Here is a 13,592-nt window from a genome sequence, read left to right as displayed (position 1 = left end):
GCAACCCAACATATATCAGGATGTTGGCTTTGGCAAAGCCTCCACCCAACCTACAATTTTTTTTTCCAACTTTCAATGATGCGATCGCCTACTATGTAGTCTTTGACACTCCCAGCCCTAAAGGGACAGGGATTCTTGAAGAGTCCAAATCTGAACTTTCAATGGTGCTGGCAAAAACACCCTAGACACTCAAACCAACTATTTTTTAATGCTGGCATTGTGCTTACTTTTCCTTTATCTTTCAGAGTCCACAAAATTGAAAAATAATAACTACTCCGCAACCTGCCATTATTTGCCCTTTAACTATTCCGAATCGAGTCGGATATGTCCGTTGCCGGGATTTCTCCGTACTAGGTTGTTTCCTCGTAGCTGCGGTTATTCCTACTAGATGTACTTCATTCTACCATTTTCAAGGCAGTTAAAACTGCCGTTTGCTTCTACTCAGGGCTGAAGCCTCTGAGCTTGTCAGCAAATCGTGTTTTTTCTTGTCAAGTTTAAATTCATCGGTAAGCAAGTTCGTAGTCAGGACTTTAGTGCTGACTACAAACCCTCAAAACTAACTTGACAAAGCACTACACTGTGGCGGAAGTTTGCCTAGCTTTATAGCGTTTCTCGACCTAGTTAGGTACACTCCTTTAGGGCACGGCACTGCCGTGCCCCTACACCTAGCGATATAATGTTGTACCGCATCTGAATGGGAACCGCTATAAGAAGGGGCTTAATCAATTGTCTGGTTAATTGAGATGGTAAGTAGATTTCCGCCGTACTGTACTAGTTACCTTCACACTTCTTTACAATCAGCCGGGGTGAAAAATTTTAAGTCTTCATGAAATCTGAAAATGCCCCCCTAGAGGATTGCAGTTTTTATCCCAATAGGTTTTATTAAAAAGTTACATCTCTTAAATAATCTTTACGAGTCTACAGGAAATAGTTAGACTCAGTTTTTCTCTGCTAATACAGTCCGATTCGTTTTCACCAAACAAAAATCTGTCTTTAAAGAGGAAATAAATGTTATCAGGTTTTTCGCGTGTTTTCAACGATAGCTCCAAAAACGTTAGACGTAAAGTTATCAATATTTATGCATTCCTGATTAGCGTGAATATTTTGGTTTGGGTAGTTGCCCTCATTGCATTCCACAGCTACCCCCTTCTACTTGGCACTGCTGTATTAGCTTATAGCTTTGGTCTACGTCATGCTGTGGATGCCGATCATATTGCAGCCATTGACAATGTTACTCGTAAATTGATGCAGGAGAACAAACGACCTGTTGCTGTTGGGTTCTTTTTCTCACTGGGTCATTCCACCATTGTAGTTTTAGCCTCTATTGCGATCGCTTTGACCGCCTCAACCATCCAAAAGGACTTTCCTAGTTTTCAAAAGGTTGGTGGGTTAATTGGCACTACTGTTTCTGCACTTTTCCTACTGGCAATTGCAGCGATTAATATGGTGGTTCTCTGGGATGTCTATAAAACCTTCCAAAGCGTAAAGCGGGGAGGAACCTACGATGATCAGTCCTTAGATGAATTTTTGAACCAACGTGGGCTATTAGGTCGCTTCTTCCGTCCTTTGTTTCGGCTGATCGATAGTAGCTGGAAAATGTACCCTTTGGGGTTTCTTTTCGGTTTAGGCTTCGACACCGCAACTGAGGTAGGACTGCTTGGGATCTCTGCAAGTCAGGCGGCTAAAGGTCTGCCGATTTGGTCGATCTTATTGTTTCCGGCTTTGTTCACAGCAGGGATGTCCCTAGTTGACACTACTGACGGTATTTTAATGCTTGGTGCTTATGGCTGGGCTTACGTCAAACCAATCCGCAAGCTTTACTACAATATGACCATTACCTTTGTTTCTGTACTGGTCGCTGTAATCATCGGCGGGATTGAAGCTCTGAGCATCATTGGCAATCAGTTAGAACTGAAAGGTTCGTTTTGGGATTTTATTAGTGAACTAAGTGATAATTTTGGCACAATTGGCTACTTGATCATTGGCATCTTTGTATTAAGTTGGTTACTCTCGACTTTCATCTACAAAGTTAAAAAGTACGATGAGTTGGAGGTAACTACCACTACAACCCCTAATCAGATAAGGGATAAGGGAATAGATACAAATCAAAGAAAATGATCAATATTACGCGTGGACAAGGGCTAGGGCAAGTATCCGACTTTGATTTGCAAATTCAAGTTGACTTTAAAAATCAAAGTAAATGTAGGGCAAACTGCCTTCAGGAGCTAATAACCAAACAGCGTAAAAGCATAGGGGGACAAAGACTAGCTTCAGAGGCCAGTTAAACTCCAACTTCAGGATTCGGTTGAAAGCATAGACTACAGCCATAAGTGCAGCGATCGCTAGAAGTACCCAAGTCAGTTGGGATTGGCTCATATTTAAGGCTTCCACATAGACCTTTTGGGCAAACTGGGCGTCAGCCGGATAACCCCAAAGATGCCGAAATACCAAAGAAGAGTCTTGGAGATTGGGTAGGCGGAACCAGATCCAAGAGGTAAAAACCATCAGTTGGGTTAAGAACCAAGCGACAAAGATACCCAGAGGATTTTGCCAGAATTGTTCTAGATTTTCAATGCGATCGCTAAAAGCATCTGTAAGTCGATGAACCACCAAGGCTAATCCGTGAAATATACCCCAAACTACATAACCCAAAGCAGCACCGTGCCAGATACCAGCGATTAACATGATAAAAAATAAATTCCAGCAGGTACGGACTAAACCTTGACGGGAACCACCCAAAGGAAAGTAGACATAGTTACGCAGCCAATCTCCTAGAGTGATATGCCAGCGCCGCCAAAATTCTCCAATATTGGTGCTGAAATAAGGAAAGTCGAAATTCTCAGGTAAAACCAAGCCGAAAAGCAAAGCACTACCACGGGCAATGTCTACATAACCGTTGAAATCTAGATATAACTGCAAGCCGTAGGCGAATGTTGCTAACCAGAGATCGGTACTACCCGCCCGTTGCAAATTACCAAAACATAAATCGACAAAAATTCCCAGGTGGTCTGCAAAAATACCTTTTTTGACTGCGCCCCTAGCAATCAACCACAGCGCCTCAGCGACTCGATCGCTACTGGGTAATTCTAGTGTATTGAATTGATTTGCTAAGTTGTGGTAGCGCGTAATCGGGCCGGAAATCAGTTTGGGGAAGAATAATTTGTATGTGGCAAATTTGAGAAACTGATCGGTAGCAGGGGCACCACGATAGACATCTATTAAATAGGCAATGCATTCAAAGGTGAAAAAGGAAATTCCCAAGGGTGCAATCAACTTAAAAGAGCTATCTGCTGAGTTTGTTTGTACATGAAAAACAAACTTAAATAAAGGGGTAAAATACTTAAAAACTAATAACAGTAAAACATTTAGAGTTATGCCCAGCCACAAAACTTTTAGACGACGACGATTCCAATCACCTTGGGCAAATTGCCACTCTTCATTAGAAATTTGCCAGTCAAGAGAATGTTTTCCTGGTGATGTGTTTTTTCCAATCTCCAGTCCCACACGGAAATTAATAAACGTCAATGCTAATACTAATGGTATGTACTGGGTTTGCAAAGATGCGTAGAAAACCAAACTAGCAATTAGCAGCGTCCATAATCGCAATTTCTGTTTTCCTAAAGACCAGTAAATTCCTAAAATACTCAATAAGAACAGCCCATAGAAAATTGATATAAAGTTCATTTTTTAATCATTTGTTATTAGTTATTAGTTATTGGGCATTGAGCATTGGGCATTGGTTATTCTCCTCATCTCCCCCATCTCCCTCATCTCCCCACTCCCCATTCCCCACTCCCCACTTCCCTACTTCACTGGCCAAGGAATCATCGGATCAGTAGCTAGCTTTTTCGAGACTTCGTATGCGCCAAAGCGGTTGAGGTGGCTAGGATCAGAAAATAAGTCATTTGTTTTTATCCACTGTTGGCTCAAATCACGATAAATAAAGTTGGGATTAGTAGCCAAACGCAACATATATTGCTGAAATTGTTGCTCATATTGTCTACGCACTGGATCTAAATAATCTGCCGTCAGAGGCATATTGACAAACACTAAGGAAATTTTATGAGACTGAGTAAACTGAAGCACTTCTTGAAGGGCAGCATCTTGCTGTCCTTCTACTTGGAAAGATTTATAATCGTTGTCGTAATTTCCGGGAACTCTAGAATGTTTTTGATAGTATCTGGCGGGATTGAAGCGAATAGACAAAGGTAGAAAGCCATCAAAGTCAACTGCTTGCTGGGAAGTACTCTCATCTGAAGCACCGTCTGTTAGCTGTTTTTCTGATGCAACCGTCTGATTCCGGCCAAGTATGAGGAATTGTTTTTGCAGTAAACTTTTTATTTGGTCGCGGTTTTTATAGCTAGCAGAAACAGATGCTAGAGCCTGATTTAACGACTGATTGACAGCTTCATAAGTACTAATCTCCGGTTTTTCTTCGGTTGTCTTTTTTTCTGACGAATTTACCGTATTTTGCGGCAAATCATTGCTACTTGCAGTTGTTGATGTTTTTTGAAATGCTTGTTTATAACCAGCTGATGCCGCGAGCGATTTAAAGGTAATATCCTCGCGTCCACCGTTGAAAGCACGGGCCCCATCTCCCCAGATAATTATTTTGGGTAGTTCTGATGGTTCCAGTACGTGGCGAATCACAAAGTCTACAACTTGTGCGGTAGCACCGTTGATCCCAAAGTTAAACACGTCAAGATTTGGATAGCCCTGAGTCGCTAAAGCTTTAGAAAGGGCAGCCGGATCTACTCCCCTGAGGGCGCGGGAGGAGCCGATAATCAACACATCTGGCGGACTACCAGTTGTAGCTAAACGCTGTTTATATAGTGCTAATTGCTCATCTAACTGCCTGACATTGAAACTTGGCATCTGCGATCGCGCTGCTAAAAGAATAGCTGTTGCGGTGGCTTTTTCCTTCAGTGGTGCGGCTGCTAAATTATCTGTGGGAGTATTATCACTTTGGGTAAATTCCGAAGCGTTAAATACAGAACTCTGATTTGGAGGCGATTTTGTCTTAGAAGTGCTGGGAAAAAATGTCGTTTTCTCACTCTGATTTTTCCCAGAGATGAAAGATGCCTTGTGCCCAGAAGGTGATGGGAGGGTGACACTAGCGACTTTTGGCGAAGTCAGCGTAGTACGTGCAATAATTCGACCCAATACCCAATCAGTTTGCAGGGTGAGCAATAATCCCAGTGTTCCCCAAACCAGGGCAATCTTAATTCCTTGAACATCAGGGTTATGTTCTGCTGATTGGTTGCTTTCAGTAAATAGCTGGCTTTTCAACAGGAATTTTTTCGCTGTTGAACTCGCCGTTGCCATCCAATCTCGCGCTACTTCGGTTACAAAACTTTGGACTTCTTCTGTGGTTAAGTCTGGGCGCAAAATTGGCTCACTAGTCTCAGGGGTTACTAAATCGTTAATGTATATACAAGTAGCAGCAAATTCTGGGGTTGCTTGTGGCACTAAACGTTGGCGCTGCTCAATATCAAGGCCATAATGCCAAAAAGGTTCTTTATTCCCAGCGCGGCGACCGTAGACACGTACTCCCATAATACCGGGAATTTTTAACTGGCGGATAAACTGCGTAATTTTACTTGCTACTTGTTGACGCGCTGGACAAACAGGTGCATCACACATAATGTGCAATAAATCATTTTTGTTCAGTAGCAGTACGCGAATTCCACCTGTTAATAGCCGCCAATCCAAGTCAGGATTGAGTAAGCGCTCCAGTAAAAAGACGATCGCTGGTTCATCGCCAGTATTGGCTAAATCTAGCGGTGATATGGCAAAGGCGGGATGCTTGGCTGCGGGTAAAGCTACCCAATCGATCCAAGTTGGTTGTTTATCGCCTGCTTTTTGTCCGTAGACGGTGGCGGCAAGAATGCCTTGAGGTGCGATCGCTTCTAACTGGGGTAAAATTGCCTCTAAACACACCCCCTTATCTGGAATTGGGGCAGTTCCTAAGTGATCAAAAGCTGGGGTGCAAAAGATATGTAGCGTTGATTCTTTCAGGGAAACTTGGACAGCAACTTTTAAGCCTAACAATACCTCAGTTAATAATCGAGCGATCGCTTGGACATCTCCCCAACGCGCCCACTCCTTCAGCATTACCTCTGGTGGGGTCAAATCCACCCGCAGCAGCCAATCAGGGGCAGTTTCGCCCCTCACTTGAGAAACAATTACTGCATCTTGGTAGCCGGAAAGTTTGAGATAACGCAACTTTTGTGCTATGGGTTCAGCAAGCAATGATGCATCAGGACTATAGCTCGATTGGCAAAATATCCACAGGCGATTTTCTTCTGGCTCAGAATTCTTTGCTTTATATGGCTTAATCTTTGCTTGTACCGATACACCTAACGTACTCAGAGTTTCGCTGAGATATCTAGCGATCGCCTCTGGGTTACCTTGGCGTGCCAAACTTTCGTTAGAAACAATTAGCGCCCCACCCGGTTGTTTTGATTTTTCCGAGTCCGCTAGCAGCGCTTGTTGCACCTGATCCAGATGTTTATCTATTTGATTCAAGTGAACCCGATGGCACCAATTGGGGCGCTGTTCCCCTTTTCTTCGGCCATAGACAAATACTTGATATATTGAGGTTTGTTCGCTGTTTGTGAGGACATCTAAGTTTGTTTGCTGTAGTGCTTGCAGCAAGTCAGACAAAGTACGCCAACGCTGCGGACATTCCGTACCTTCACAAAGAATATGAAGATCATTTCCCCGCAACCGGACTTTCACCCCGAAACTGTTGATCCCCGTTGCTTGGCTTACCCATTGCACTAAGGATTGCTGGCGATCTGGTAATACTGTTTTCATGGGAAGTTAAATTTACAGGAAGCGATTGTTGGGGGATAGTGCCTGCACTTGTAAACTAGAACCATAGGTCTATCACACTCTGACGGTTTTTTTTAACAATTTTGTTACCTTCGTAGCTCACAAAATCGGCCAAGATAGTCTTGTACAGGTTGCAAGTCTGACTAATGTTGAGTTTTGCGTTTATTTTACTAATAGGGAGTCAGAATTTAGAAGTTAGGAGTTAGGAGCCAGCAGTCAGAATAATTTTATATCACTGGCTGATGACTTGTTTATTCAAGCCCGACTCGCGTAACGCCCCTGATGGGTAAAACAAACAATATGCTTATCTCATTTAAACTCCATCCCTTGATCGTTGGAGTCATCTTAACTCCTGTACAGACGCGATTAATCGCGTCTCTACTCATAATTCCCATAACCAAAAATTAGCAATGCCTCCTACCAACCAACAGTCTTCACCTAAACCCGCATCCAATCTGGATTTATTTACCATTCCCCCGTTCTTCCTTTTACAAATAGGTACAGCGTCTATATTACTGCTGCTGATTACCGGAAAAACTACAGCAAGAGCGCTAGAAGCAGTGGGGGAAGCCAGTGAAGAATTATTTCGAGGCGATCGCCTACCTAACCTAGACTTCCCAGATGAACATGAAATCAATCAAGATGAGAAGATATACGCCAAATAATTATTTGCTCAGGAACAACCTGGTGAGCATTAAGTGCAAAACCTAGAACCGTAAACAGTAATTAGCTTTACAAGAATAGAGAATATGGGTTCCCTTTTATACTCTTCGTCTCAAACTGCGGATATATACCCGGTGTCGGAATTATTTTTGCGCCATCGTCTCCAGGTAGTGGAAGAATTGTGGGAGTCAGTTCTCCGGCAAGAATGTGGTCAAAATATGGTAGATTTGTTGCGGCAGTTGCGCGATTTATGTTCACCAGAAGGACAAGCAACAAATGACCAAGCATCCTCAGCCGTCAAATTAATTGAACAATTAAATATCAACGAAGCAATTCGCGCGGCTCGGGCTTTCGCTCTGTATTTTCAGTTGATTAACATCATCGAGCAGGAATACGAACAACGGCAGCAGTTGAGCCGCTATGAAGCAGAAACAGAGGAAGTAGAGCCGCAAACACCAGCCAATGTCAACTATTCCTCCAATCAAAGAGAGGATGACGCGCCTGTTAGCAAGGGAATCGCAGCAGACTTCCTCAGAAAGAATTATGTAGAAAAAGCGCCAGTCAAACCAAAAGGTACTTTCGCTGCCTTGTTTCCCTATTTATTCAAACTGAATGTACCACCTCAGCAAATTCAACGTCTAATTGCACATCTGGATGTGCGCCTAGTTTTCACAGCGCACCCGACGGAAATTGTTCGTCATACCATCCGGGATAAGCAGCGACAGGTGGTGCAGCTTTTGCAAAAATTGGATGCTTTGGAAAACCATTCTGGGGCTACACCAGGAGCATATCCTTGGGAAGCAGCAGATGTGCGGGAACAATTGCTCGAAGAAATTCGCCTGTGGTGGCGCACAGACGAACTTCACCAGTTCAAACCCACGGTGCTAGATGAAGTAGATTATGCCCTGCACTACTTCCAAGAAGTTTTATTTGATGGCATTCCCCAACTTTATAAGCGTTTCAAACACACTCTATCCAATACCTTTCCTTGGCTAGAACCACCGAGTAAAAACTTTTGCTCTTTTGGCTCCTGGGTAGGCTCAGATAGAGATGGGAACCCATCAGTCACACCGGAAATTACCTGGAAAACGGCTTGCTATCAGCGCAAAATGGTGCTAGGAAGATATATTCAGTCAGTGAAACATCTGATTGAATTGTTGAGTGTATCAATGCACTGGAGCGATGTCTTACCAGATTTACTAGAATCTCTAGAATTGGATCAGTCCCAGTTGAGTGAGGTATATGACGCACTGGCGTTGCGTTATCGACAAGAACCCTATCGGCTGAAACTGGCTTATGTGCTGAAACGACTGGAAAATACTCGCGATCGCAATCTAGCTTTGTACAATCGGGAAACGCCAACAAATCAAGATAGTCCCCTGTATCTTGCGGGAGACGATTTTTTAGCAGAACTGCGGATGATTCAGCGCAACTTGACAGAAACAGGTTTAAGTTGTCGAGAATTAGAAAATCTCATCTGTCAGGTAGAAATCTTTGGCTTTAACTTGACACAGCTAGATATTCGTCAAGAATCATCCCGCCACGCCGATGCACTCAATGAGATCCTGGAATACCTGCAAATATTACCTCAACCTTACAACGAACTATCTGAGGAGCAAAGAGTCGCTTGGCTCACCGGAGAACTACAAACCCGTCGGCCATTAATTCCGGCAGAATTGCCATTTTCCGAAAAAACCAACGATGTCATTGAGACTTTTCGCATCGTGCGATCGCTGCAACAAGAATTTGGTCTTAACATCTGCCAAACTTACATTATCAGTATGTGCCGCGACGTCAGCGACGTGCTGGAAGTGTTGCTGTTAGCCAAAGAAGCCAGACTTTTTGACCCCGCCATAGCCGTGGGAACTATTCAAGTAGTCCCCCTATTTGAGACAGTAGAAGACTTACAACGCTCCCGAAGCGTCATGCGGAAACTATTTGAACTCCCGTTATATCGGGCTTTGTTAGCAGGTGGCTACGAACAAACAAAAGCAGAGGATACCAATGAAAATTCATCCTCTCCTGCTCCCCTGCTCCCCTGCTCCCCTGACTCCTCCCCCCTCCCCCCAAACTTACAAGAAGTAATGCTGGGGTATTCTGACAGCAACAAAGACTCTGGTTTTTTAAGCAGCAACTGGGAAATTCATAAAGCCCAAAAATCACTGCAACAAATAGCCGAAAACTATGATATAAGTTTGCGGATTTTCCACGGACGCGGCGGTTCTGTGGGGCGGGGTGGGGGTCCAGCTTACGAAGCGATTTTGGCTCAACCGGGTCATAGTATCAATGGGCGAATCAAGATTACCGAACAAGGAGAAGTTTTGGCTTCCAAATACTCCTTGTTGGACTTGGCATTATACCACATGGAAACCATCACCACTGCTGTAATTCAAGCTAGTTTGCTGCGAACAGGATTTGATGATATTGAACCCTGGAATGAGATTATGGAAGAATTAGCCGCGCGATCGCGTCAACATTATCGTGCCCTAATCTATGAACAGCCTGATTTTGTTGACTTCTTCCACGAAGTAACCCCCATTGAAGAAATTAGCCAACTGCAAATCAGTTCCCGTCCCGCCCGCCGTCCATCTGGTAAGAAAGATTTAAGTAGTCTGCGAGCTATTCCTTGGGTGTTTAGCTGGACACAAACCCGCATTTTGCTTCCTTCCTGGTATGGCGTTGGCACAGCTGTACAAGAATTCTTGAATGAAGAACCAGAAGAACATTTGAAATTGCTACGTTACTTTTACGTTAAGTGGCCATTTTTCAAGATGGTAATTTCTAAAGCCGAAATGACCTTGGCAAAAGTAGACATGCAAATGGCACAGCACTATGTTCAGGAATTGTCAAAACCAGAAGATAAACTTCGTTTTGCCAAAGTTTTTGAGCAAATTGCCAGCGAGTTCTATCTCACAAGGGATTTGGTGTTAAAAATCACCGATCACAATCGACTGTTAGATGGTGATCCTGTATTGCAACGATCTGTGCAGTTACGCAATGGCACAATTGTCCCCTTGGGATTTATCCAAGTTTCACTACTCAAGCGCTTACGGCAATCCCAAAATATTAGTGCTACATCTGGCGTAATTCATTCTCGTTACAGCAAAGGCGAGTTACTGCGAGGAGCATTGTTAACTATTAATGGGATTGCAGCCGGGATGAGAAATACAGGTTGATTGGGCATTGGGCATGGGAATGAGGGAGAAATGACTAATAACTGATGACAAAAAATAGAATTTTAATTTGTACTTTTTTGGCGTTGTCATCAGGTTTTTTTGGTGCTTACACCAGTGGGCAAATTACCATAATGCTCCATAGCCAAAAGTGCCAAAGCCAACCTTGGGGTTTAAAGGAGATGTGCAACGCTTGGATGACACCAGGAGCAATATGGCAAGGTAGCACCACAGGACTATGGACAGGAACTATCTTAGGGGCATTTGCTGGGGGTTTGGTGACGCGACAAGCTCGTGATTAGTCTAGGGACTTCCAAGAAATAAATTATCCAAATAAACGTAGACGCGATAGCGGCTTGCCGCAGGCTACCACTCCAGACACAGAGGAATAAGGAGAAGAGAGTTTTTTGAGTATTTTTTTATTTGGAAGTCCCCTAACGTTCGACAAACCTCTCCCTGCCTTGAGCTTTAGTTCAAGTTTATAGCGGTTTCCACTCAGATGCAGTACAAAATTATATTGCAAAGTGTAGGGGCAATTCATGAATTGCCCCTACGGGTGTACCTCACGTGAACGAGAACCGCTATATCTCCGAGTCCGAGAGGGACGGTTTTAACTTTGGTGTCAGCAAGGCTGGTAAAATCTACCCATAGCGAAGAAGAGTAAATCACCATGCCTACCGAAACTAATCCAGGGAATCAAACTACCACGGGTGCTGATGCTATTGATGAAGCGATCGCACAGGGAATTGATTTTGATGGTTCTCCCATTCCCCCTGCCAAGCTTGACCTTTATGGTAAAGTCATGGCGCTAGAAGGCAATAGACAGCGCAGTGGCGTATCTAATACCATGCGATCGCGCATTGTCCGAATTGGCGCAAAGCACATTCCCCAAGCAGAACTCGACCAATTACTTGTAGATGCTGATTTCGCACCCCTAAAAGAGAAAGAAATTGCCTTTTTCTATAGTGGCAAATAAATTTTGATGTTTGACAGCAGTTTTGATTTATTTGAAAGATGCTGTCTGAACACAGTGTTGCTCATTGGTGTCAACTTAACGTAAAAGTTGGTAAGCAACAATGCTTTGAGACATTACCTCTACGCCCAAATGTAAAAAGGGCTGTGGAAATAAGTCCAAAATGTATCGTTGTTGAGATTTGGGTTGATATTTAACAACTCCCAAATCTCGATTTTTGGGAGAAGTGTTAACAAATAAAATGTGTGAAAAAACAGTTTCCGACTCTTGAATTTGTCTTGGTTTTTTTACTTGATGTACCTGTTGACAAACTTACCTTTTTCTGAAGTTGTCACCAATAGTTGGAGACTGGGAACAAGACAAAGTTATTGATAAATTGACCCATCAGGCATAATTGCCCCTGCTAAGTTAGTACCAACTAGTTTGACCAGAAGGCGCTCACCAGAGCGAATCCGCGCTCCCGTTAAGTCGGCTCCTCGTAAGTCAGCCCCACTGAGATCGGCTCCAATCAAATTAGCCGCGCGTAAATTCGCCTCCCTGAGATCCGCTAAAAGTAGGTTTGCCCGAAATAAATTTGCTTCAGATAAATTTGCCCCTCTGAGGTTGACTTTGTGCATAAAAGTATCGCTGAGATTAGCACCACTCAAATTGGCATAACTCAAATTTCTGCCAGATAAGTCTTTATTGCTCAAATTCGCCCGACTGTAGTCTTTGCCACTCAAGTCTGAGTTTTGCCTTGGTTGTTGGTGGGTTGTTTGAGATGGTTTTTCTGGTTGAGGTGGCGGTGAGTTATGTGTGGTTTGAGGTTTGGTTTTTAGAGAGCGCAATTTTTCACGAGCTTCATTTATGGCTTTCAGCTTGTCTTGTGCTTTCTGCTGTAAACGGAGATTGTCTTTAGGAATGCGATCGGGATGCCAAACAAAGACTAAATCTTTGTAAGCCTGGTTCACTTCCTCAAGTGTTGCCCCAGGCTCTAATTCTAAAACTCTATAGTACCGCTCCAGATCGCTCATACGATATTTTGGTGGACAATCAACTTAATTATGAGTGATGGAGCCATCTATTCGCTGCATCATTTGTTATTGATTTTGGGTATTGGGCATTGGCAAAGAGGAGGCAGAAGGCAGAAGGCAGAAGTTCTTTAATTTTGAATTTTGAATTGATTTCTCCCTCATCTCCCCATTTCTCCATTTCTCCATCGAGCGATCGCTCTCAAATATGCTGCAACTGGAATCTGATAAACTTCAATAAAAATCCAAACAATAATTGATAAATGTGATAATAAGGTTAATATCGTCCAAATATAAGGCATCCAGGTAATGGGTTCCTTGAGATTAGCAGGAAAATAGTAAGCTACTATGCCAATTAGAGTAGTGGGAAGAATTACAAAAACAGCTGCTGCTAGTCCATAACCCCAACCCAATTCCACACCTTCCAATTGCCCTTCTGTCCAACTAAACCCATTCCAGCGCCAAGTTAAGGGTGGTTGTCTAGAAGGCATCTTGATTTGCTGTAGTTCTAAGTTGACTGTAAAAATCTCTTGGCAAAAGTCACAAGCCATAGCTTCCATCAATGGCATGTGAGAAATCTTGCCTATTCGACAGACTGGGCAGGGGTAAGCTCCATAATAGTCGAAAGATTGGGCTAAGATTTTGGAACTGGGCATAATGAAACTGATGATCCTAAAAAGTTAATCTGGCCTATGAGGACTACGGAAGCCACCGCTTAGAGTTCTTTCTGATTACCCTGATTTAAAAAATGGCCATATTCGGAATTTTGATAATTTACACTACCTATTAGTGATGACACAACAAAATCTGTAAACTTTTCTAACTTAAGAAGAGGGCATGATTTTGAATTTCGCAAAGCTTTACTATTCTTGATCCCCACAGTTTTACTGAGTCTATCGCTTTTTTATGGTTTGTGGGGTCTTGACACCGCCTAAT

At 43.2% G+C, this 13,592-nt stretch carries 10 protein-coding genes; 6 read left to right on the top strand and 4 right to left on the bottom strand.

The window, feature by feature from the left end; genetic code table 11:
* Positions 1–29 precede the first annotated feature (29 nt).
* Positions 30–185: a hypothetical protein gene (locus V7K97_RS12950; protein WP_334801405.1), complete on the top strand. Its 156-nt coding sequence runs from the start codon at positions 30–32 to the stop codon at positions 183–185.
* An 823-nt stretch (positions 186–1,008) separates the two neighbouring features.
* Positions 1,009–2,118 carry a HoxN/HupN/NixA family nickel/cobalt transporter gene (locus V7K97_RS12945; protein ID WP_334801404.1) on the top strand — a complete coding sequence of 370 codons (1,110 nt, stop codon included), beginning with the start codon at positions 1,009–1,011 and terminating at the stop codon, positions 2,116–2,118.
* A gap of 66 nt (positions 2,119–2,184) precedes the next feature.
* Here V7K97_RS12945 and V7K97_RS12940 read toward each other — a convergent pair whose 3' ends face one another.
* Positions 2,185–3,684, bottom strand: coding sequence for an MBOAT family O-acyltransferase (locus tag V7K97_RS12940; protein WP_334801403.1), 1,500 nt, complete (start codon positions 3,682–3,684; stop codon positions 2,185–2,187).
* Positions 3,685–3,804: 120 nt separating this feature from the next.
* Positions 3,805–6,819: a DUF1574 family protein gene (locus V7K97_RS12935; RefSeq protein ID WP_334801402.1), complete on the bottom strand. Its 3,015-nt coding sequence runs from the start codon at positions 6,817–6,819 to the stop codon at positions 3,805–3,807.
* Positions 6,820–7,247: 428 nt separating this feature from the next.
* Here V7K97_RS12935 and V7K97_RS12930 point away from each other — a divergent pair, with 428 nt between their 5' ends.
* The 4 genes from V7K97_RS12930 to V7K97_RS12915 all read left to right on the top strand — a co-directional run bounded on the left by V7K97_RS12930 (position 7,248) and on the right by V7K97_RS12915 (position 11,649).
* Entirely contained in the window at positions 7,248–7,502 is a 255-nt protein-coding gene (locus tag V7K97_RS12930; RefSeq protein WP_334801400.1) for a hypothetical protein, read from the top strand.
* Between the two features lie 84 nt (positions 7,503–7,586).
* Positions 7,587–10,676, top strand: coding sequence for a phosphoenolpyruvate carboxylase (gene ppc / locus V7K97_RS12925; protein WP_334801399.1), 3,090 nt, complete (start codon positions 7,587–7,589; stop codon positions 10,674–10,676).
* Positions 10,677–10,720: 44 nt separating this feature from the next.
* Positions 10,721–10,975, top strand: coding sequence for a hypothetical protein (locus V7K97_RS12920; protein WP_334801397.1), 255 nt, complete (start codon positions 10,721–10,723; stop codon positions 10,973–10,975).
* Positions 10,976–11,343: 368 nt separating this feature from the next.
* On the top strand, positions 11,344–11,649 hold the full coding sequence (locus V7K97_RS12915) for a small RNA NsiR4-regulated ssr1528 family protein (protein WP_334801395.1): 306 nt from the start codon (positions 11,344–11,346) through the stop codon (positions 11,647–11,649).
* 362 nt (positions 11,650–12,011) lie between these two features.
* Here V7K97_RS12915 and V7K97_RS12910 read toward each other — a convergent pair whose 3' ends face one another.
* Together V7K97_RS12910 and V7K97_RS12905 are read right to left on the bottom strand one after the other, a co-directional pair.
* Positions 12,012–12,659, bottom strand: coding sequence for a pentapeptide repeat-containing protein (locus V7K97_RS12910; protein WP_334801394.1), 648 nt, complete (start codon positions 12,657–12,659; stop codon positions 12,012–12,014).
* 158 nt (positions 12,660–12,817) lie between these two features.
* Positions 12,818–13,312 (bottom strand): hypothetical protein, encoded by a 495-nt coding sequence (locus V7K97_RS12905; RefSeq protein ID WP_334801393.1) that lies wholly within the window; start codon positions 13,310–13,312, stop codon positions 12,818–12,820.
* Between the last annotated feature and the right edge of the window lie 280 nt (positions 13,313–13,592).

The sequence above is a fragment of the Nostoc sp. genome (genome assembly GCF_036917815.1).
GTDB lineage: Bacteria > Cyanobacteriota > Cyanobacteriia > Cyanobacteriales > Nostocaceae > Nostoc.
Note: the sequence above shows the minus strand (reverse complement) of the source record. Positions and strands in the feature narration are given on the sequence as shown.